The organism is Streptomyces sedi, from assembly GCF_006335015.1.
GTDB classification, from domain to species: Bacteria; Actinomycetota; Actinomycetes; order Streptomycetales; family Streptomycetaceae; genus Streptomyces; species Streptomyces sedi.
Map to the genome: position 1 here is coordinate 43,685 of NZ_VDGT01000002.1, position 20,631 is coordinate 64,315.

At 75.4% G+C, this 20,631-nt stretch carries 15 protein-coding genes; 8 read left to right on the forward strand and 7 right to left on the reverse strand.

Annotated elements, in window-relative coordinates; all coding sequences use genetic code 11:
• Positions 1 to 1,269, reverse strand: a complete 1,269-nt coding sequence (locus tag FH715_RS03060; protein ID WP_139640456.1) for an NAD(P)/FAD-dependent oxidoreductase — start codon at positions 1,267 to 1,269, stop codon at positions 1 to 3.
• Positions 1,270 to 1,995: 726 nt separating this feature from the next.
• On the opposite strand from FH715_RS03060, the gene FH715_RS03065 reads away from it, so the two are divergent.
• The gene (locus tag FH715_RS03065; RefSeq protein ID WP_139640457.1) at positions 1,996 to 2,532 is read left to right on the forward strand and encodes a GNAT family N-acetyltransferase; all 537 of its coding nucleotides are present in this window, start codon (positions 1,996 to 1,998) and stop codon (positions 2,530 to 2,532) included.
• 27 nt (positions 2,533 to 2,559) lie between these two features.
• Here FH715_RS03065 and FH715_RS03070 read toward each other — a convergent pair whose 3' ends face one another.
• Positions 2,560 to 3,441 (reverse strand): NmrA family NAD(P)-binding protein, encoded by an 882-nt coding sequence (locus FH715_RS03070; protein WP_139640458.1) that lies wholly within the window; start codon positions 3,439 to 3,441, stop codon positions 2,560 to 2,562.
• 80 nt (positions 3,442 to 3,521) lie between these two features.
• Between FH715_RS03070 and FH715_RS03075 the strand changes: the two genes are divergently transcribed.
• Positions 3,522 to 4,466 (forward strand): AraC family transcriptional regulator, encoded by a 945-nt coding sequence (locus FH715_RS03075; RefSeq protein ID WP_139640459.1) that lies wholly within the window; start codon positions 3,522 to 3,524, stop codon positions 4,464 to 4,466.
• A gap of 24 nt (positions 4,467 to 4,490) precedes the next feature.
• Here FH715_RS03075 and FH715_RS03080 read toward each other — a convergent pair whose 3' ends face one another.
• From FH715_RS03080 to FH715_RS03095, 4 genes are all read right to left on the reverse strand, one after another.
• Positions 4,491 to 5,954, reverse strand: a complete 1,464-nt coding sequence (locus FH715_RS03080) for a bifunctional phosphatase PAP2/diacylglycerol kinase family protein (protein WP_139640460.1) — start codon at positions 5,952 to 5,954, stop codon at positions 4,491 to 4,493.
• Between the two features lie 120 nt (positions 5,955 to 6,074).
• On the reverse strand, positions 6,075 to 7,457 hold the full coding sequence (locus FH715_RS03085) for a hypothetical protein (protein ID WP_139640461.1): 1,383 nt from the start codon (positions 7,455 to 7,457) through the stop codon (positions 6,075 to 6,077).
• A 144-nt stretch (positions 7,458 to 7,601) separates the two neighbouring features.
• Positions 7,602 to 7,970, reverse strand: coding sequence for a cupin domain-containing protein (locus FH715_RS03090; RefSeq protein ID WP_139640462.1), 369 nt, complete (start codon positions 7,968 to 7,970; stop codon positions 7,602 to 7,604).
• A gap of 62 nt (positions 7,971 to 8,032) precedes the next feature.
• The gene (locus FH715_RS03095) at positions 8,033 to 10,192 is read right to left on the reverse strand and encodes a molybdopterin oxidoreductase family protein (protein ID WP_139640463.1); all 2,160 of its coding nucleotides are present in this window, start codon (positions 10,190 to 10,192) and stop codon (positions 8,033 to 8,035) included.
• 182 nt (positions 10,193 to 10,374) lie between these two features.
• Here FH715_RS03095 and FH715_RS03100 point away from each other — a divergent pair, with 182 nt between their 5' ends.
• The 4 genes from FH715_RS03100 to FH715_RS03115 all read left to right on the forward strand — a co-directional run bounded on the left by FH715_RS03100 (position 10,375) and on the right by FH715_RS03115 (position 14,938).
• Positions 10,375 to 11,103 (forward strand): sirohydrochlorin chelatase, encoded by a 729-nt coding sequence (locus FH715_RS03100; RefSeq protein ID WP_139640464.1) that lies wholly within the window; start codon positions 10,375 to 10,377, stop codon positions 11,101 to 11,103.
• 33 nt (positions 11,104 to 11,136) lie between these two features.
• Complete coding sequence (locus FH715_RS03105; protein WP_139640465.1) at positions 11,137 to 12,441, forward strand: deoxyguanosinetriphosphate triphosphohydrolase; 1,305 nt, start codon at positions 11,137 to 11,139, stop codon at positions 12,439 to 12,441.
• Positions 12,442 to 12,583: 142 nt separating this feature from the next.
• Positions 12,584 to 13,879, forward strand: coding sequence for an NAD(P)/FAD-dependent oxidoreductase (locus tag FH715_RS03110; protein WP_139640466.1), 1,296 nt, complete (start codon positions 12,584 to 12,586; stop codon positions 13,877 to 13,879).
• A 60-nt stretch (positions 13,880 to 13,939) separates the two neighbouring features.
• Positions 13,940 to 14,938: an Acg family FMN-binding oxidoreductase gene (locus FH715_RS03115; RefSeq protein WP_139640467.1), complete on the forward strand. Its 999-nt coding sequence runs from the start codon at positions 13,940 to 13,942 to the stop codon at positions 14,936 to 14,938.
• Positions 14,939 to 15,334: 396 nt separating this feature from the next.
• On the opposite strand, the gene FH715_RS03120 is transcribed toward FH715_RS03115, so the two are convergent.
• Complete coding sequence (locus tag FH715_RS03120; protein WP_139640468.1) at positions 15,335 to 17,077, reverse strand: pyruvate dehydrogenase; 1,743 nt, start codon at positions 17,075 to 17,077, stop codon at positions 15,335 to 15,337.
• 200 nt (positions 17,078 to 17,277) lie between these two features.
• On the opposite strand from FH715_RS03120, the gene dnaG reads away from it, so the two are divergent.
• Entirely contained in the window at positions 17,278 to 19,254 is a 1,977-nt protein-coding gene (dnaG, locus tag FH715_RS03125) for a DNA primase (RefSeq protein WP_139640469.1), read from the forward strand.
• Between the two features lie 110 nt (positions 19,255 to 19,364).
• Positions 19,365 to 20,480, forward strand: coding sequence for an RNA polymerase sigma factor (locus FH715_RS03130; RefSeq protein WP_281290694.1), 1,116 nt, complete (start codon positions 19,365 to 19,367; stop codon positions 20,478 to 20,480).
• Positions 20,481 to 20,631 lie beyond the last annotated feature (151 nt).

Consider the following 20,631-nt stretch of genomic DNA (forward strand, 5'->3'; position numbering starts at 1 on the left):
TCACAACCCTCCGTCGTCGGTGAGCAGATGCAGCAGCGGGGCGTCGTCCGGCAGCGGTTCGTCGCCCTCCCAGGCGCGTGCCAGCGTGCCGACGCCGCCGAGATCGCCGACGAGCACCCCGCCGCGCAGCCGGTCGCCCCTGACCACGACCTTGCGGTAGGCGCCCCGGGTGGCGTCGGCCAGCCGCACCACGTCGTCGCCGGGCGCGGCCTCGGGCGCGCCGAAGGCCGCCAGGTCGAAGGCGTCGCCGTCCGGCGAGGTGAGGCAGAGCCGGGTCAACGACCTGGTGCCCGCGTAGCGGGCCGGGCCGCCGGTGAGCACGTCGGCCAGCACGTCCGCCTGCTCCTGCGCGGGCACCGCCAAGCCGTAGAGCCGGCCCGCGTGTTCGGCGCAGTCGCCGAGCGCGTACACGTCCGGGTCCGAGGTGCGCAGCCGGTCGTCGACGGCGACGCCGCCGCCGGCGCCGAGGGCGAGCCCGGCGGCGCGCGCCAGCGCGGTGCGGGGGCGGACCCCGCCGGCCGCCACGACCAGGTCGGCCGGGCGCTCCGCGCCGTCCGCGCCGACCACGGCGGCGACCGCGCGGCCCCGGCGGCCCCCGCCTTCGGGCCGGGTGCGCAGCGCCCGCACCGGCAGGCCGGTGCGCACCTCCACGCCGGCGTCGGTGAGGCGGGAACGGAGCAACGTCGCCGCGTCCGCGTCGAGTCGACCGGGCATCAGGCGGTCGGCGCGTTCGGCGAGCAGCACGGCGCAGCCGCGCGCCGCCAGTGCGCCGGCCGCCGTCACGCCCAGCGGGCCGCCGCCGACGACCACGGCGCGGACGCCGGGGCGTGCCGCCTCGGCGACGGCCAGGGCGTCGTCCAGGGTGCGCAACGTGTGCGCTCCGTGCGGCGTCGCGTCGTCGGTGCTCCCGTCGGCGCTCCCGTCGGCCGGCGGGGCCGGCTCCGGTGTGGCGCCGGTCGCCAACACGAGTTTCTCGTAGGGGAGTTCGGTGCCGTCGGCGCAGCGCACCAGTCGGCGTTCCCGGTCCAGCTCCCGGGCCGTGGCCCCGGCGCGCCAGTCGACGGCCTTGCCTGTCGCCGGCAGGGCGATCGTCTCGGCCGGGTAGCGGCCGGCGACGACCTCGGTCAGCAGCACCCGGTTGTACGCCGGGCGCCGCTCCTCGGCGAGCACGGTCACCGGCGGCCCGTCCGGCGCGGTGCCGAGCGCGCGGGCCAGCCGCGCGCCGGCCATCCCGCCGCCGACGATCACCACCCGGGGTCGTTTTCTCATGCTTCTCAGTATCGAGGGGCCTGTTACCCGACCACATCACCGCCGTTTCCCCGGCGCAACGCTGCCCTCATCCCCGCCCGACGGCGGGTGTGAGCTGGCCGCCGGCCTGTTCCGTGGGGTGTCGGCGTGAGCCCGGTGGTGGGTCGCTCGCGCAGTTCCCCGCGCCCCTGGATGGGGCTGGCGTGGTGGGGCGGGTGCGGGTTCACGTGTGGCAGGTGACGGCCTGCTTGGGGGCGCGGGGAACTGCGCGGTGCATGGGTGGCGGGCCGCAGACGACTACGGAGCTTCGTGGCTGGGTGGGGTGTCGGCGTGAGCCCCGGTGGTGGGTCGCTCGCGCAGTTCCCCGCGCCCTTCACTGCCGGTGGGCGGCTCGGGGGCGCGGGGAACTGCGCGAATGCTGGGTGGCGGGCCGCAGACGACCACGGTGCCCCGCTGTCAAGGCGGGTTGTCGGCGTGAGCCCGGTGCATCCGTGCCTGGGTGCGGACGACAGCGACGGTGCACCGTCCACCCGGGTGGTCGCCCGGTCAACCCCCGGAGGGAATCGCGCTCTTCTCCCGGCCCCCTCGGTGATCCACAATGAACTCCACCGGGCACACCGGCCCCATCCTGCACTGCGCGGGACCTGACGACACGGCGCCGCCATCACGCGCCGGCGGGCCCGCCGAGGGGCGCGCCCGCCCCCCGGCGACCTGCCGCGACGCGCATGGCGGCTGCGAGGATGACACATGACCGAGCTTCGGACCGCCCACACGGCCGACCTCGACACCGGCACCCTGGCCGCAGCCAGGGCCCTGCTCGACACCGTCTTCGGCGGGGACATGACCGACCAGGACTGGGAACACTGCCTGGGCGGGGTGCACGCCCTCGTGTGGGAGGGCGCGGAGTTGATCGGCCACGCCGCGGTGGTGCAACGGCGCGTGCTGCACGGCGGACGCGCCCTGCGGACCGGCTATGTCGAGGGCGTGGTGGTCCGCGCCGACCGCAGGGGGCGGGGCCACGGGGCCTCGATGATGGCCGAGTTGGAGCGGGTGGTCAGGGGCGGCTACGAGTTGGGCGCCCTGTCGGCCTCGGAGGAGGCGTTGGGCTTCTACGCGGCCAGGGGCTGGCAGCGTTGGCAGGGACTCACCTGGGCGCTCACGCCGTTGGGCATCGCCCGCACCGAGGAGGACGACGACGGCGTCTTCGTGCTGCCGCTGCCGCGGGTGGCGATCGACCTCACCGCCGAGCTGGTCTGCGACTGGCGCGACGGCGACGTCTGGTGACCCCGGGGCGGCCCGCCCCGCCCCGCCTCAGTCGGTGGGCGCCCAGGCGCCGGCGGTCGCCGCGCGGCGGGCGTAGCGGGCGAAGTCACCGGCCGGGCGGCCCAGCACGGCGGGGATGTCGTCGGTGACCGGGGTGTTGCGTCCGTCGAAGACCTCGACGAAGAGCTGTGTCAGCAGTTCGGCGTGCGCCTCCGTCAGCCCGCCGGCGACCAGCGCCTCCCGGTAGACGGCGGGCGCGACATGGCGGTGGGTCACCGGCCGGCCGGTCGCCGCCGAGAGCGCCTCCGCGGCCTCCGCGAGGGTCAGCGCGCGCGGCCCGGTCAACTCGTACACGCGGCCCTCGTGTCCGGGGCGGGTCAGCGCGGCGACCGCCACCTCGGCCAGGTCGTCGAGGTCGACGAACGGCTCGGCCGCCGCGGGCGGCACCGGCAGGGTGAACGTTCCCCCGCGCACCTCGTCGACCAGGAACTCCTCGCTGAAGTTCTGCGCGAACCAACTCCCGCGCAGCACCGTCCACTCCAGGCCCGACTCGGTCACGGCCTGTTCGGACGCGGCGGCCCACGGCATTCCGCGCCCGGACAGCAGCACCAGCCGGCGCACCCCGGTGCGGGCGGCGAGGGAGGCGAACGCGGCCAGGTTCTCCGCCGCGCCCGGCGCGGCGACGTCCTCGGGGTAGCTGAGATAGACAGCGTCGACGCCGGCCACCGACTCGGGCCAGGTGGCGGGCCGGTGCCAGTCGAAAGCCGGGTCGCCGGAGCGCGAGGCGACCCTCGCGCCCGGCAGCAGGGCGGCGATCCGCCGCCCGGTCTTGCCGGTGCCGCCGGTGAGCAGCACCCGTGCGGCGGGGATCTCCCCGGGGGCGGTGCGTGTGGGGGACGTGGGGCGGGGCGTGAAGGTCTCCGTGTTCATGGCCTCAGTCCACCGCGTGGCCCGCGCGGGCACCATCGTCTTCCGGCGCGCGGCCATAAGCGAGCGTCTAGGCTGTGCTCATGGACCCGTTGACCAGTCTTCTGGAGGGCCCCAGGGCCCGGGACGCCTTTCTGCTGCGTGCCCTGCTCAGCCCTCCGTGGTCCGTGCGGGTGCGGGACCAGGCCCCGTTGACCATGCTCTGTGTCGTGCGTGGCACGACCTGGCTGCTGCCCGACGGGAGGGAGCCGCGGCAGTTGACGGCCGGTTCGGTCGCGCTGCTGCGCGGCCCCGAGGCGTACCGGGTGGCGGACGATCCGGGCAGCGCGACGGGGGCGGAGATCCTTCCGGGCGGGTGCAGCGTCGATCTGGACGGCGGCAACCTGTGCGAGACGCTCTCGCTCGGCACCCGCACCTGGGGCAGCGAGTCCGACGCCCCCAACGAGCTGCTGATCGGCACCTATCCGCTGGCGACCGAGGTGACGGGCGGCCTGCTGCGCGCCCTGCCGCCGGTGCTGTCGCTGAGCCCCGCCGAGTGGGACTGCCCGCTGATGGGGCTGCTGGCCAACGAGATCGACCGCGACGCCCCCGCCCAGGACGTGGTCCTCGGGCGGATACTGGACCTGCTGCTGATCTCCGTGCTGCGCGCCTGGTTCGAACGGCCGGGTGCCGAACCGCCCTCCTGGTACCGGGCCCACGGCGATCCCGTCGTCGGCCCCGCACTGCGGATGCTCCAGGAACACCCCGCGCACGCCTGGACGGTGGCCTCGCTCGCCGCCAAGGTCGGCGTCTCGCGCGCCGCGTTGGCCCGCCGCTTCAGCGAGCTGGTCGGGCGGCCCCCGATGGCCCATCTCACGGACCGCCGCCTCGACCTCGCCGCGGAACTGCTCCGCGACCCCGACCTGACGGTGGAGGCGGTGGCCCGCCGCGTCGGCTACGGCAGCGCGTTCGCGTTGAGCACCGCGTTCAAGAGGGAACGCGGCATCACCCCGAGCGACCACCGCGGCGCGGCCCTCGCCGGCGGCTGACCGGCCGCGCCGGGGCCCGACCGGTCAGGCCGGCCGGTAGACCGTCAGCGGAGCCGGGTGCTTGTCGATCAGCAGCTCCCCGGGGGCCGGGCCCGCCTCGCCGTCGTAGGCGAGGGAGGCGTCTCCCGCGAGCCCCCTCAGCCGCAGCCTGGGCAGCCGGGCCGCCGCGTAGACGCCCGAGTTGTCCAGCGTGCCGGTGAGCGCGGCGAGCACCACCCGGGTGCGGGCCAGCCTGCGGTCGGCGCGCACCACGCGGACGTCCAGCAGCCCGTCGTCGAGCTGGGTGCGGTGCGCGGGCGCGAAACCCTCGGGCGAGTACAGGCCGTTGCCGGCGAAGAGCAGCCACAGCTGCTGGCGGTGGCCGTTGACCTCCACCTCGATGGGCTGTCCCGTGCGCATCAGCCGGACCATCGCCACCACCGCCGACGGCCACTTGCCGATCCGGCCCTCCAACCGCTCGCGGGCGCGGACCAGTTCGGGGTAGAGGCCGACGCTGAACGTGTTGACGAAGTGGGTGGTGGGGCCGTCCGCCTCGCCGACCGGGCGGACCCGCGCCAGGTCGACCGCGATCGCCCGGCCCTCGGTCAGCGCCGCCGCCGTGTCGTCGAAGGTGTGTATCCCGGTGTCCAGCGCGAAGTGGTTCAGCGTGCCGCCGGGGAAGACCGCCAGCGGCAGCCGCCGCTCCACCGCGCGGGCCGCCGCCGCGTTGACGCTGCCGTCGCCGCCGCAGACGCCCAGCGCGCCGCCGCGCTCGGCCGCCCGGTCGGCGGCGGTGTCCAGCAGCGTCAACAGGTCCTCGTCCTCGCCGCGTTCCAGCACCTCGGCCTCGGGCAGCAGCACGCGCAGCCGCTCCGCGTCCGAACCGCCCTGCCCCGCGCTCTCGTTGACGACCACCACCAGCCCGGCGCCGTCGGCGAGGGCCGGCGCGTGCGCGGCGTGGTGCTGCAACCGGGTGTCGGCGGGGCGCCGCGGCCACCAGCGGTGGGTGATCAACGCGGCGCCCACGCCCAGGGCGCAGCCGGCCACCACGTCCGCCGGGTAGTGCACGCCGACATAGACCCGGGAGGCGGCGACGGCGGCGGCCACCGGCGCCACGGCGGCGCCGAGCGCGCCGGACTCCAGGGCGACGCCCGTGGCGAAGGCGGCGGCCGAGGCGGCGTGGCCGGAGGGGAAGGAACTGGTGCGCGGCGCCCTTGCCAGCCGTCGCGTCAGCGGAACGCCGTCGATCGTCGGGCGCTCGCGGCGGGCGGCGTACTTCACGAAGACGTTGCTGGTCAGCGAGGCGAGCGCCACGGCGGCGAGGCCGCGGGCGGCGGCCCGCCGGCCCGGTCGGCCGCCGACGGCCGCGATCCCGGCGGCCGAGGCCAGCCAGAGCCGGCTGTGGTTGGCCGCCCGGCTCAGCCGGGGCAGCACGGCCTGCACCAGGGGAGGCTCCGCCTCCGCCACGCGCGCGAAGATCTGCCGATCCCACCGTCCCCACGTGCTCATCCGAGTCACGCTCCTCCCGCATCGACCGACGTCACCGCGAGCGAACGTACCCGCTCCGGCGCGCTTCACCGCCCACCGGGGTGCGTCAGACCACCCACCCGGCCGCCCGCGTGGCCTCCGCTACGCGGCCTGCCCGATCAGGTCCAGTCGGCGCCGTCTCGTGTGCCCGTCGTTCACCGACGCCAGGGTCGTGATCAGCAGCAACGAGCCGCCGACGCCGCCGAACCCGGCCGGCAGGGCCAACGTGGGGACGTCCCGCGCGGGGGCGACCCGGTCGCGCGGGTCGTAGAAGAGCGGCAGCCGGTCCCCGACGCCCTCCCGCTCGCAGCTCGCCAGCCGCTGGGAGAGCGTCCTGCCGTCGTCGACGAGCCGCACCTCGCACGTGGTGCCGCCGCGCGCGGGGCTGCGTTTGCTGACGATCTCCGCCGTGGCCCACTCGCCGCGCTCCCGCAGCGCCAGCTCCTGGTGGCCCTGCCAGCCCATGATGGCGACGCAGATCCCGCCGAGCACGAAGAGCGTGAGAAACCCGACGCGCGACCCGTAGTGCACTATCTCCAGGAGCAGCAGCACCAGGAAGCAGGCGGCCAGCGCCAGCAGCGGCCACACCAGGAAGTCGTTGGACCGTCGGGGCAGCACGGCGGCCAGCAGCGCCAGGCCGCAGCCGACCAGGCACAGCAGCGCGGAGAGCAGCAGCGCCCTCCACCGGGACAGGCCGCCTATCCATCGGCTGGCCCGCGCGCTGAGCCGGCTCAGCGCCCAGGGCTCAGCGGCCGAACGGTAGTTGGCGTAGAGCTGGCGGCGCCGGCCCTCGGGGCTGTCCGGCGGCGGCGACGCGCTCTCGACGGGCGGCTGGCCCGGCGCCCAGCCCACCGGCGGCGGCACCCAGCGCGGACGCCGGTGGCGCAGCGCCCGCACCAGGCCGGGCACCGACCAGGCGAGCGCGAGGAGCCCCCAGACGAGGAGGGCGGCCACCACCGGGCCGTTCCCCCGCTCGTCGTCCGAGCCGACGAGCGCCTCGCGCGCGCCGGCGCCCAGGCAGACGAGGGTGAACAGCAGCCCGGCGCCCGAGACCGCGCCGAACAGCAGCCGGCGTCCCGGCATCGAGGGCGCCGCCAGCGGGGCGGCGCGCAGCAGCGGGGCCAGCTCGGCGGCGGCCCGGTGGCCGGAGCGCAGCAGCAGCGTCAGCAGCCAGGTCGCCACGGCCAGCGCCGGAAGCCCGACGAGCAGCCCCGTCCTGGCCTCGTCCGTCTCACCGTCGGCGCTGAACTCGACGCTGCTGAAGAAGGCGGCGGAGATCAGCCCGAAGCCGACGGCCAGCGTCATATGCCCCAGCAGTCGCAGCGGTGAGAGGAGTCTGCCCAGCAGCAGCTCCGCCCGCGCCGCCGTCTCCGGCGGGACGGCGTAGGGATCGGCCGGCCCGGCAGGCCCGGCCGGCCCCACCGGCAACCGGGGAGGCCAGGGCGGGAGTTCGTCGCCGTCGCGCCCGCTCGTCCGCTCGTTCATCTGGTGCGTCCCCCCGCCGAAGTAACTCTGGCGTATCAACCCGTCGCTCGTCGTCACCTTAGCGGGCGCCTATGACAGTGGCCCATCCCCCCTTGACGGCGGCGGGCCCGCCCCCGGGCCCCTCGCGCGACGGTGCCGGGACCCTCAGTCCGCCGCCGGCGTCCTGCGGGTGTCGGTGACCACGACCGGTTCGCCCGTGGCCGTGACAGAGGTCAGCAGCACCACCGCGTCGCTCACCGCCGTCAGGTCGTGGCGTTCCCTCGGCACCGGCGCGAGCTGCCCGGCACGCAGCGTCAGCTCCGACTTCGCCGAGTGCAGCCGCACCTCCCCGCGCAGCACCTGGAGGCTGGCCGCCGGCGGCGACTCGTGCTCCTCCAGCCGGGCGCCCCCGGCGAGCGCGATCACGCTCTGCCGCAACGGGCCGTCCCGCAGGAAGAGATGGGCGCTGCGGCCGTGTTCGGCTGCCAGCGCCGTGGCGAGGTGCTCGTCGGCGAGGCGGGTCAGGTCGTCCATGCCCTCCATGCTGCCCGCGCCGCCCGCCCCCGCAACCGGGCCGGACGGGGGAGCCGCACCGTTCACCCGTTGACGGCGCGTTCCACCCGGACCGCGCAGACCTTGAACTCCGGCATCCGCGACGTCGGGTCGAGCGCCGGGTTGGTCAGCGTGTTGGCCCGCCCCTCACCCGGCCAGTGGAACGGCATGAAGACCGTGTCCGGCCTGATGTCCGGGCTGATCCTGGCCGGTGCGACCGCCCGGCCGCGCCGCGAGACCACCGCGAGCCGCTCGCCGTCCGCCACCCCGAGCCGCGCCGCGAGCCGCGGGTGGAGCTGCACGAACGGGCCCGGCGCCGCCTCGTTGAGCCGCGCCACGCGCCGGGTCTGCGCCCCCGACTGGTACTGCGCCAGCACCCGGCCCGTCGTCAGCAGCAGCGGGTACTCCGCGTCCGGCTCCTCGGCGGCGGCGCGGTGCAGCACCGGGGCGAACCTGGCCCGCCCGTCCGGGGTGGCGAACCGTTCCAGGAACAGCCGGGGCGTCCCCGGGTGCGGGGCGTCGTCCGGCGTCTCGGTGCGTGTCTCCGGGCACGGCCAGAAGACGCCGTCCTCCTCCGCGATCCGCCGGTAGGTGATCCCCGAGTAGTCCGCCTTGCCGCCGGCCGAGGCGCGCCGCAGCTCGTCGAACACCTCGGCCGGGTCGGTCGGGAAGCCCTTCTCCCAGCCCAGCCGCGCCGCCAACCCGTGGAGCACCTCCAGATCCGTCCGGCAGCCGGGCGGCGGGTCGAGGGCGCGGCGCCGCAGCAGCACCCGGCCCTCCAGGTTGGTCATGGTGCCGGTCTCCTCCGCCCACTGGGCCACCGGCAGCACCACGTCCGCCAGCCGCGCGCTCTCCGAGAGCACCACGTCGCAGACGGCCAGGAAGTCCAGCGCCCGCAGCCGTTCCTCCACGTGCGCCGCCCTCGGCGCGGAGACCACCGGGTTGGAGCCGAGCAGCAGCAGCGCCCGCACCCCGTCGGGGGTGTCCCGGCCGAGGGCGTCCAGCAGCTCGTAGGCGCTGCGCCCGGGGCCCGGCAGCGTCGAGGGCTCGACGCCCCACACCCCGGCGACGTGCTCCCTGGCCGCCGGGTCGGTCAGCATCCGGTAGCCGGGCAGCTGGTCGGCCTTCTGCCCGTGCTCCCGCCCGCCCTGCCCGTTGCCCTGCCCGGTCAGGCAGCCGTAGCCGGAGAACGGGCGGCCGGCGCGGCCCGTCGCCAGGCACAGGTTGATCCAGGCGCCCACGGTGTCGGTGCCCTTGGCCTGCTGCTCCGGCCCCCTCGCCGTCAGCACCATCGCCTCCCGGGGTGCGCAGAACATCCGCGCCGCCTCCCTGAGCCGGGGCACCGGCACCCCGGTGACGCGTTCCACCAGCTCGGGCCAGTGCGCCATCGCCCCGGCCCGCGCCTCCTCCCAGCCGCTGGTGCGGGCGGCGACGAACTCCTCGTCGACCCGGCCCTCGGCGACCACCAGGTGCAGCAGCCCCAGCGCCAGCGCCAGGTCGGTGCCGGGGCGCGGCGCCAGATGCAGGTCCGCCTGCTCGGCGGTGCGGGTGCGGCGCGGGTCGACGACGATCAACGTGCCGCCGTTCGCCCGCAGTTCGGTGAGGTAGCGCAGCGCGGGGGGCATGGTGTCGGCCGGGTTGGAGCCGACGAGGATGACGCAGCCGGTGCGCGGGATGTCGGCGAGCGGGAACGGCAGCCCCCGGTCCAGGCCGAACGCCAGGTTGCCGGCGGCGGCGGCCGAGGACATGCAGAACCGGCCGTTGTAGTCGATCTGCGAGGTGCCCAGCACCAGCCGGGCGAACTTGCCCAGCGCGTACGCCTTCTCGTTGGTCAGCCCGCCGCCGCCGAAGACGCCGACGGCGTCGGCGCCGTGGGTGCGCCGCGTCCCTGCCAGCCCCTCGGCCACCCGCGCCAGCGCCGTCTCCCAGTCGGTCGGCACCAGCGCGCCGCTGCCGGGGTCGCGCACCAGCGGCTCCGTCAGCCGCAGCCCGCGCGCCAGCGTCTCGGGCGCGGCGCGGCCCTTGCCGCACAGCGCGCCCCGGTTGACGGGGAACGCGGCCCGCTCGGCGACGGCGACCCCGCCGGCCGCGCGCGGGTCGGGCACCAGCCGCATCCCGCACTGGAGCGCGCAGTAGGGGCAGTGGGTGTCGACGGCGCCGCCCGCGTCGTCGGACGGGTGGGCGCGTGGCGTGTCGCGGCTCATGCGGCCATCGTCGTCCGGACGTGTTACGGAAGCCAACGCGGCCCGTTACGTGGCCCGTTGCCGCGCGTTACCCGCCGGATGCGTTCCGCTCAGCGCGCGCCTCCGGCGGCGGTGAGGAACGGCGCTCGGGGTCGTGACGCCGGCGCAACACGGTGGCAATCCGCCGGGCGCAGGCTTGGCACATGAACGACCGCCGCCCGCCCACCCTCGTCGCCGTCGCCCACGGTTCGCCCGACCCGAGGGCCGAGCCCGCCGTCCGCGCCCTGCTGCGGCTGGTCGGCGCGATGCGGCCCGGGGTGCGGGTGGCCGTGGGGTACCTGGAGAACGACCGGCCCACGCTGGAGGGGACCCTGGCCGGGCTCGGCGGCTCGGCGGTGCTGGTGCCGCTGCTCTTCAGCCGCGGCTACCACGTGAAGCAGGAGATACCGGGTGCGCTGGCCGCCGTCGACGACCGGTTGCGGGTCACCGTCGCCGGCTCGCTCGGCCCCCATCCGCTGCTCGCCGAGGCGCTCCACGGCCGGCTGGTCGACGCCGGCTACCGCGGCGGCCCCGTGGTGCTGGCCGCCGCCGGCTCCCGTGACCCGGAGTCGGCGGCCGGCACCGGATACACCGCCGCGATGCTCGCCACCCGGCTCGGCGGCGTGCCCGTCGTGCCGGCCTACGCCTCCGCCGACTCCCCGACGGTCGCCGAGGCCGTCGAGGCGCTGCGCGCCAGCGGCCACCGCGAGGTCGCCGTCGCCTCCTGCTTCGTGGCGCCCGGACGGTTCGCCGAACGCTGCGCCGCCGAGGCGCCCGGCGTGGCCGCCGCGCCGCTGGGCAACCACCCCGCGCTGGCCCGGCTGGTGCTGCACCGCTACGACCAGGCGCGCCGCCACTGGCAGGCGCCCGCGCTCGCCGCCACGGCCGGCTGAGCCACGCGCCGGCCGGCGCGTTACGGTCAAGGAATGGTCGAGTACGTCGAGTACAGGGACGTCGAGGGCGGCTACGAGCCGCACGCCGCCGAGCGGTTCGACGCCGAGCCGGACAAGCGCCCCGGCCGCACCGCCTTCCAACGGGACCGCGCCCGCGTGCAGCACTCCTCAGCGCTGCGCAGGCTCGCAGGCAAGACGCAGGTCGTCACGCTCGACGAGGCCGCGGCGCACCAGGACTGGGACGCGGCGCCCCGCACCCGGCTGACGCACTCCCTGGAGTGCGCGCAGATCGGGCGCGACCTCGGCGCCGCCTTCGGCTGCGACACCGACGTGGTGGAGGCCGCCTGCCTGGCGCACGACCTGGGCCACCCGCCGTTCGGCCACAACGGGGAGCGGGTGCTGGACCGGGTCGCCGCCGAGGCCGGCGGGTTCGAGGGCAACGCGCAGTCCCTGCGGCTGCTGACCCGGCTGGAGCCCAAGCGGCTGACGGAACCCGACGGCGGGGGCGCGCCCCGTTCGTTCGGGCTCAACCTCACCCGCGCCACCCTGGACGCGGCCACCAAGTACCCCTGGCCGCGCGGCGGTCACCCCTCCGACCCCGGCTCGCCCAAGTACGGGGTCTACGACGACGACCTGCCGGTCTTCGGCTGGCTGCGCCGGGGCGCGCCCGAGGACAGGCGGTGCTTCGAGGCGCAGGTGATGGACTGGGCGGACGACGTGGCGTACTCCGTCCACGACGTGGAGGACGGGCTGCACGCCGGCCATCTCGACCCGGCCGCGCTGACCGCGGCCCCGGAGCGCGCCGCGGTCTTCGAGGTGGCCGCCCGCCGCTACGCGCCGCCGGGGGTGACGGGGGAGGAGCTGGCCGAGGCGCTGGACAGGCTGCTGCTCCAGGAGTGGTGGCCGCACGGCTACGACGGGGGCGCGCTCGCCCAGGCCCGGTTGAAGGACGCGACCAGCCAGCTGATCGGCCGGTTCTGCCTGGCCGCCGAGCACGCCACGAGGGAGGCGTTCGGCACCGGCGCGCTGCGCCGCTACGGGGCGGACGTCGTGGTGCCGCGCGCCACCCGGCTGGAGTGCGCGGTGCTCAAGGCGGTGGCCGACGTCCACGTGATGCAGCGGCCGGAGCACTCCCAGGCGCGCGGCGAACAGCGCGAGCTGCTGGAGGAGTTGTGCGACGCGCTGCTCCGGCGCGCGCCCGAGGGGCTCGACCCGCAGTACCGGGCGCTGCACGCGGCGGTTGAGGACGAACGGGCCGCGCTGCGGGTGGTCGTCGACCAGGTCGCCGCCCTCACCGACGCGGCGGCCCGCGCGCGCCACGCACGACTGCGCCGCTGACCGCCCCCTTCCGGTGTCGCCCGAGGTGGGGCAGGCTCCATGGGGGTGAACGGGCGGGAAACACCCCGTGCGCACGGGGCACGCGCAGGCCGTGCGCGCGCGGGGGGCACCGCCGGACAAGGCCGGTCTGGGAGGCAGGCGCGTGGACGGGACACAGACGTATCTGATCATCGGCGGTGGGCTCGCGGGCGCCAAGGCGGCGGAGTCCCTGCGCGCCGAGGGCTTCGGCGGGCGGGTGATACTGCTGGGCGACGAACACGAACAGCCCTACGAGCGGCCCCCGTTGTCCAAGGACTACCTGGCGGGGCGCGCCGACCGCGGCAGCGTCTTCGTCCACCCGGCCGGCTGGTACGCCGCGCACCGGGTCGAACTCCACCTGGGGCAGCCGGCGGTCGCGATCGACCGGCACCGCCGCGAGGTCCGCCTGGGCGACGGCACCCGGCTGCCCTACGACCGGCTGCTGCTGACCACGGGCGCCGAACCGCGCCGGCTCGGCATCCCCGGCACCGAACTGGCCGGCGTGCACCACCTGCGGCGGCTGGCCCACGCCGACCATCTGCGGGGCGCGCTCACCGCCCCCGGCCGCGAGGGCGACCCGCTGGTGATCGCGGGCGCCGGTTGGATCGGCCTCGAAGTGGCGGCGGCGGCACGGACGCTGGGCGTTCCCGTGGTGGTGGTCGAGCCGGAGCCGACGCCGCTGCACCGGGTGCTGGGGCCCGAACTGGGCGAGGTGCTGGCCGGGGTGCACGCCGAGCGCGGCGTCACGTTCCTCTTCGTTGACCGGCTCGCGGCGATCGAGGGCCGCGACGGCATCGTCTCCGGCGTGCGCACCGAGGGCGGCGCGCGGCTGCCGGCGCGCGCCGTGCTGGCGGCGATCGGCGCCGCGCCGCGCACCGCGCTGGCGGCCTCGGCCGGCCTCGAACTGGCGGACGAGGGTGTCGGCGGCATCGCCGTCGACGCGGCGCTGCGCACCAGCGACCCGCGGATCTTCGCGGCCGGCGACGTCGCCGCGCAGGAGCTGGGCAGCGGCAGCGACCGGCGCCGCGTCGAGCACTGGGCCAACGCGCTGCACGCGGGCCCCGCGGCGGCCCGCGCGATGCTCGGCCGTGACGTGGTCTTCGACCGGGTGCCGTACTTCTTCTCCGACCAGTACGACCTGGGCATCGAGTACTCCGGCTGGGCGCCGGCCGGCGACTACGACCGGGTGGTGTGGCGCGGCGACCCCGAACGGCGGGAGGCGGTCGCGTTCTGGCTGCGCGGCGGCCGGGTGCTGGCCGGGCTCTCGATGAACGTGTGGGACGTCACCGAGGCGGTGCAACGGCTGGTGCGCTCCGGCCGCGAGGTCGACCCGGCGGCGCTGGCCGACCCGGACGTGCCGCTGGCCGCACTGGCCGACGGCGAGCCGGTCGGGGAGGCGAGATCGGGGCAGGGGGGTTAGAAAGGGGGCAGGGCGCCCCCCTCGGGCCCCGACGTCCGAAGCGCCCGGCCGGGAGGTGCGGTGCCCACCGAGAACCCCTCGCGGGGTACCGTCACCCGGCTGGTGGAGGCCGCGACGGCGGCGCCCTCCCTGCACAACGCGCAGCCGTGGCGCTTCCGCTACGCCGCCGACGGCGGGGTGTTGGAGCTGCGCGCCGCCATGGACCGTTGCCTGCCGCACTCCGACCCGCACGGGCGCGCGCTGCACATGGGCTGCGGCGCCGCGCTGCTCAACCTGCGGGCCGCGGCGGCCGAAGCCGGCTGGCGCACCGCGTTCCGCGTGCTGCCCGACCACTACGACCCGCGGCTGCTGGCCGCGGTGCGGCTGCGCCGCGTCCCCGAGGACGCGCCGCCGGGCGACCCCGACGGCGCGGCCGAGGCGGCGGCCCTCGCCGAACTGGCCGCACAGATCCCCCGCCGCCACACCAACCGCCGCCCCTACACGGCCGAACGGGTGCCCGACCCGGTGCGGGCGCTGCTGCGCGCGGCGGCCGAACGGGAGGGCGGACAGCTGCTGTTCGCCTCGCCCTGGCACGCCACGGCGGTGCTGCGGCTGGCCGTGGACGCGGAGGGGCGCGACTTCCACGACCCGGGGCGGCTGACGGAGCTGGCCCAGTGGACCGACGTCGACGAACGGCCCACCGCCGCGACCGGCGACCCCGGCCACCGCCCGGCCCCCGTCCACGACTTCGCCGGCCGGCTGGCCCCCACGGAACGGATGCCGGGCGCGGGGGACGGCCCCCCGCCGCAGCTGGCGCTGCTCTCCACGGTGGAGGACCGGCCGGCCGACTGGGTGCGCGCCGGGCAGGCGCTGGAACGGGCGCTGCTGGTCGCCACGGCGCACGGGCTCTCGGCCGCGGTCAGCTCCGGGTCGCTGGCCTGGACGGAGCTGGGCTGGACGGTCAACGACCCCCTCCTCCCCGCCGGCCAGGTCCACGCCGTCCTCCGTCTCGGCTACGCCACGGAGACCCCCGCCTCCCCGCCCCGCCTCCCCCTCCACCAGCTCCTCGACCTCCGCTGACGCGCTGCCGCTGGGCTTTCGGGGTTCTTTGCGCCCTCACCCCGGTGGCTGGTTGCTCGCGCCGTTCCCCGCGCCCCTTCACCCCCGGTGGGCGGCTTGCGCGCATGCTGGGTGGCGGGGGTTGGTCGACTACTCACGTGCGTGGCTTGGATGGGTGGTCGTCCTCGGCCCGGTGGGTGGTTGCTCGCGCAGTTCCCCGCGCCCCTGGGTTGGGGCTGGCGTGGTGGGTTGGGTGCGGGTTCACGCTCGGCAGGTGACGGCCTGTTTGGGGGCGCGGGGAACTGCGCGGTGCATGTGTGGCGGGGGTTGGTCGACTACGGAGCTTGCTGGTCCGGGTGGGTTGTCGTCCGCGCCCCGGTGGCTGGTTGCTCGCGCCGTTCCCCGCGCCGCCGGCCGTCAGGGACGGGGAACGTTGCGCAGGTTGGAGCGGGCCAGTTGGGCCATGCGGCCCACGCCGCCGTCGAGGACCATCTTGCCGGCGGAGAGCGCGAAGCCCGTCACCATCTCGGCCTTGATCTTCGGCGGGATGGACAGCGCGTTCGGGTCGGTCACGATGTCGACCAGCGCCGGCCCCTTGTGGCGCAGCGCGCCACGCAGCGCCTTGCGCAGTTCCTTGGGCTTCTCCACGCGCGTCGCGTGCACCCCGACCGCCTCCGCCAGCGCCGCGAAGTCCGGGTTGCGGTAGCCGGTGCCGAACGCCGGCAGGCCGCCGACCATCATCTCCAGTTCGACCATCCCCAGCGAGGAGTTGTTGAAGAGGATCACCTTCACCGGCAGGTCGTACTGGACGAGCGTCAGGAAGTCGCCCATCAGCATCGTGAACCCGCCGTCGCCCGACATCGAGACGACCTGTCGCCCCCGGTCCAGAAACTGTGCCCCGATGGCCTGCGGCAGCGCGTTGGCCATCGATCCGTGCCGGAAGGAGCCGATGACCCGGCGCTTGCCGTTGGGCGTGAGATAGCGCGCCGCCCACACGTTGCACATCCCGGTGTCCACCGTGAAGACCGCGTCGTCGGCCGCCTCCTCGTCCAGCACGTAGGCCGCGTACTCGGGGTGGATCGGCGTGTGCCGTTCGACCTTGCGGGTGTAGGCGTGGACCTTGCCCTCCAGCGCCTCCACGTGCTTCTTCAACATCCGGTCCAGGAAGCGGCGGTTGTTCTTCTCCTTGACCCTGGGTGTCAGACAGCGCAGCGTCTCGCCGACGTCGCCCCAGACGCCGAGGTCCAGCTTGGAGCGGCGCCCGAGGTGTTCGGCGCGCACGTCGACCTGGACGATCCGCACGTCGTCGGGGAGGAAGGCGTTGTAGGGGAAGTCGGTGCCCAGCAGCATCAGCAGGTCGCACTCGTGGGTCGCCTCGTACGCCGCGCCGTAGCCCAGCAGCCCGCTCATCCCCACGTCGAACGGGTTGTCGTACTGGATGAACTCCTTACCGCGCAGCGCGTGCCCCACCGGTGCCTTGACCCGTTGGGCGAACTCCATCACCTCGTCGTGCGAGCCGGCGACCCCGCCGCCGCAGAAGAGGGTGATCCGCCGCGCCTGGTCGACCATCTCCGCGAGCTGGGCGATCTGCGACTCCGAGGGCCGGACCGTGGGCCGCGCGGTGACCAGCGCGTGCTCCTCGGCCTGCTCCGGCACCTGCTGGGCCGCGATGTCGCCCGGAAGCGCCACGACGCTGACGCCGCCCCTGCCGATCGCGTGCTGGATCGCGGTCTGGAGCACGCGGGGCATCTGCTGGCGGTTGGAGATCAGCTCGCAGTAGTGGCTGCACTCCACGAAGAGCCGCTCGGGATGGGTCTCCTGGAAGTAGCTGGTGCCGATCTCGGCGCTCGGGATGTGCGAGGCCAGCGCGAGGACCGGGGCCATCGAACGGTGCGCGTCGTAGAGGCCGTTGATCAGGTGCAGGTTGCCGGGGCCGCAGGAGCCGGCGCAGGCCGCGAGCACGCCGGTGAGCTGCGCCTCGGCGCCGGCCGCGAACGCGGCGGTCTCCTCGTGGCGCACCTGGACCCAGTCGATGTTCTTGGTCCTGCGCACCGCGTCGACCACGGGGTTGAGGCTGTCGCCCACCACCCCGTACAGCCGTCTCACGCCGGACCGCACCAGCGTCTCCACCAGCTGCTCCGCCACCGTCTGCTTGGCCATGGCCACCGACCACCTCTCGGACGTTCCTGCCGACCCCCGGGTAACTTATCCCGTAATGCCCGTAACACCCGTCTCATCCCTGTCCCGTCCGGTCGCCCCGGGATCATCCGGGTGAAGGAGGAGGAGGTGAGGGAGGAGGGAGGGGCCGCCGGGTCCCGGCCCCGGGGCCGGCTGTCGGTGGGCGGCCGTAGACTGCGAGCGTGGCGGGCAGGATCAACGACGACGACGTGAAGGCGGTCAGGGACGCGGTCCCGATCGACGCCGTGGTCGCGGAGTACCTTCAGCTGCGCCCCGGCGGCGGGGGGAACCTCAAGGGCCTGTGCCCGTTCCACGACGAGAAGTCCCCCTCGTTCCACGTCAGTCCGAGCAAGGGCCTCTTCCACTGCTTCGGCTGCCAGGAGGGCGGGGACACCCTCGCCTTCGTGATGAAGATGGAGCATCTCTCCTTCTCCGAGGCCGTCGAGCGGCTCGCCGCCCAGGCCGGCATCACCCTCCGCTACGAGCAGGGCGGTTACACCCCGGGCCGGCAGGCGGGGGAGCGGACCAGGTTGCTGGAGGCGCACCGCGCCGCCGCCCGGTTCTACGCGGAGAAGCTCGCCTCGCCCGAGGCCGAGATCGGCCGGACCTTCCTCCACGAGCGCGGCTTCGACCAGGCCGCCGCCGAGCACTTCGGCGTCGGGTACGCGCCGGCCGGCTGGGACCATCTGACGCGCTATCTGCGCGGCGCCGGCTTCAGCGACAAGGAGCTGCTGCTCGCCGGCCTCGCCCAGGACGGCAGGCGCGGCCCGATCGACCGTTTCCGCGGCCGGCTGATGTGGCCGATCAGGGACATCACGGGCGAGGTCGTCGGCTTCGGCGCCCGCCGCCTGCGCGAGGACGACAACGGCCCCAAGTACCTGAACACGCCGGAGACCCCGATCTACCGCAAGTCCCAGGTGCTCTACGGCATCGACCTGGCCAAGCGGGACATCGCCAACAACAACACGGCGGTCGTCGTCGAGGGGTACACGGACGTGATGGCGTGCCACCTCGCGGGGGTCACCACCGCCATCGCCACCTGCGGTACCGCGTTCGGCGGCGAGCACGTCAAGATCCTGCGCCGGCTGCTGATGGACAGCTCCGCCTCGCACCGCGCCGGCGAGGTCGTCTTCACCTTCGACGGGGACGCGGCGGGCCAGAAGGCCGCGCTGCGCGCGTTCGAGGACGACCAGAAGTTCGCCGCCTACACGTTCATCGCCGTCTCGCCCGGCGGGATGGACCCGTGCGACCTGCGGGTGGCCCAGGGCGACGAGGCGGTCAGGGAGCTGGTCGAGGCGCGCGCCCCGCTCTACGAGTTCGCGGTCCGTTCCCTGGTCAACCGGCACAACCTGGAGACGGCGGAGGGCCGTTCCGCCGCCCTGGAGCACGCGGCGCCGCTGGTCGCGCAGATCAAGGACGCGGCCATCAGACACGAGTACGCGGTCCGTCTCGCCGGCCTGGTCGGCATCCCCGACGAGCGTTTCGTGCTGCGCCGGGTCGCGCAGCTGGCGCCGTGGAGCCGGCAGCGCGGCGAGCGGAACGGCGCCGCTCGGCAGGGCGGCCCGCAGCAGGGCGGTGCGCGGCACGGGGGCGCGTGGGACCCGCAGCACGCCGCCCAGCCGGCCGCCGCGCCCTCGTTCGGGCAGCCCCCCGGGGGCCCCGCGCTCAACCTGCGCAACCCGGCGCATCTCGGCGAGCGCGAGCTGCTGAAGCTGGCGCTCCAGTTCCCCGAGCTGGTCTCCCCGGCGTTCGACGCCTACGGCGAGGACGAGTTCACCGCCCCGCCCTACGCCATGGTCCGCCGCCTCATCATGGACGCCGGCGGCGTCGCCTCCGCCGACCCGTCCTATCTGGGGCGGGTCAGCGAGGCCGCCCCCGACGACGCGGTGCGGGTCCTGGTCAACGAGCTGGCGGTGGAGCCGCTCCAGGTCGGCCGCAAGCGGCAGCGCGAGATGGACTCCTACGCCGGCTCCCGGCTGGTCCAGGTGCGGCTGGCGGCGGTCAACCGCCGCGTCCAGCAGCTGGAGTCCGACGCCCGCCGCGCCGAGGCCCAGTCGGGGAACACGACGGCGGCCGACGTCCGCCAGGAGCTGTGGACGCTCAACCAGTACGCCAGGGCGCTGCGCGAACGCGGGGTCGCGGCGCTCTACGCGGTCTGAGCCGCGCCGGGCGACCGCTCGGGGCGGCCCGGGGAGGGTGCGGCGGCGGTCCTGGGCCGGGTCGCGGGCGGTCAACTTCCGGGTAGCCGTCGAAAATTGTGGCCGCACGCATCTCGTGGCCGGAGTCAGGTGTACCTCACACTGGGGAACGGTGCCGCTCCGCTCCCGCCGCGACCCTCCTGGAGGTCGTCCACGTGCAGACCCCGACACTCAAGCGCGCGGCTCCCGCCGCCCCCACCCGGTCCGCGACCGAGGAGCTGGAGGAGCTGGAGGAACGGCCACTCGCCGTCACCACCAGGGCGGAGCCGGGCGGTGGCACGGCCAACGACCTCTTCCGCCAGTACCTGCGGGAGATCGGCCGGATCCCGCTGCTCACGGCGGCCGACGAGGTGGAGCTGGCCAAGCGGGTCGAGGCCGGCCTCTTCGCCGAGGAACGACTCAGCGGCACCGCCCAACTGGACGATCGCCTGGCCCTCGACCTGGACCGGCTGGTGGTCAGGGGCCGGATGGCCAAGCGCCGGCTGATCGAGGCCAACCTCCGGCTGGTGGTCTCCGTCGCCAAACGCTACGTCGGCCGCGGCCTGACCATGCTCGACCTGGTCCAGGAGGGGAACCTCGGGCTGATCAGGGCGGTCGAGAAGTTCGACTACACCCGCGGCTTCAAGTTCTCGACGTACGCGACCTGGTGGATCCGCCAGGCGATGTCCCGCGCCATCGCGGACCAGGCGCGCACCATTCGCGTTCCGGTCCACGTGGTCGAGCAGATCAACCGCGTCATCCGCGTCCAGCGCCGGGTGCTCCAGGAACGCGGCTACGAGCCGCCGCCCGAGGAGGTCGCGGCGCTGCTGGGCCTCACGGCCGCGCGGGTCGGCGAGATCCTGCGGCTGGCGCAGGACCCCGTCTCGCTCCAGACGCCGATCGGCGACGAGGACGACGTGGCGCTCGGCGACCTGATCGAGGACGTCGACATCCCCTCGCCGGCCGAGTCCGCAGCTTTCCTGCTGCTGCGCGAGCAGTTGGAGGCGGTGCTCTCCACGCTGGGCGACCGCGAACGCCGGGTGGTCGAGCTGCGCTACGGCCTGCTCGACGGGCGCCCGCGCACCCTGGAGGAGATCGGCGGCCTCTTCGGCGTCACGAGGGAACGGATCCGCCAGATCGAACACAAGACGCTCGGCAAGCTTCGCGACCACACCTACGCGGAACAGCTCCGCGGCTACCTCGACTAGCGGCTGGCCGCCGGCCCCCGGGACCGCCCCGTCGGGGGCGCGGGCAGCTGTGTGCCGTGGTGCGGTCGACGGCTTGCCTTGGCCGGCGAGGGCCGGTTGTCGTGCGCGGCTTCGCGCTTTCTGGCGCCGTTTCGGGGTGGCTTGGGTGGTG

Excerpts from the sequence above, each read along its gene's own strand:
- FH715_RS03060 (WP_139640456.1), bottom strand. The coding sequence starts at position 1,269 with ATGAGAAAACGACCCCGGGTGGTGATCGTCGGCGGCGGGATGGCCGGC.
- FH715_RS03065 (WP_139640457.1), top strand. The coding sequence starts at position 1,996 with ATGACCGAGCTTCGGACCGCCCACACGGCCGACCTCGACACCGGCACC.
- FH715_RS03070 (WP_139640458.1), bottom strand. The coding sequence starts at position 3,441 with ATGAACACGGAGACCTTCACGCCCCGCCCCACGTCCCCCACACGCACC.
- FH715_RS03075 (WP_139640459.1), top strand. The coding sequence starts at position 3,522 with ATGGACCCGTTGACCAGTCTTCTGGAGGGCCCCAGGGCCCGGGACGCC.
- FH715_RS03080 (WP_139640460.1), bottom strand. The coding sequence starts at position 5,954 with ATGAGCACGTGGGGACGGTGGGATCGGCAGATCTTCGCGCGCGTGGCG.
- FH715_RS03085 (WP_139640461.1), bottom strand. The coding sequence starts at position 7,457 with ATGAACGAGCGGACGAGCGGGCGCGACGGCGACGAACTCCCGCCCTGG.
- FH715_RS03090 (WP_139640462.1), bottom strand. The coding sequence starts at position 7,970 with ATGGACGACCTGACCCGCCTCGCCGACGAGCACCTCGCCACGGCGCTG.
- FH715_RS03095 (WP_139640463.1), bottom strand. The coding sequence starts at position 10,192 with ATGAGCCGCGACACGCCACGCGCCCACCCGTCCGACGACGCGGGCGGC.
- FH715_RS03100 (WP_139640464.1), top strand. The coding sequence starts at position 10,375 with ATGAACGACCGCCGCCCGCCCACCCTCGTCGCCGTCGCCCACGGTTCG.
- FH715_RS03105 (WP_139640465.1), top strand. The coding sequence starts at position 11,137 with ATGGTCGAGTACGTCGAGTACAGGGACGTCGAGGGCGGCTACGAGCCG.
- FH715_RS03120 (WP_139640468.1), bottom strand. The coding sequence starts at position 17,077 with ATGGCCAAGCAGACGGTGGCGGAGCAGCTGGTGGAGACGCTGGTGCGG.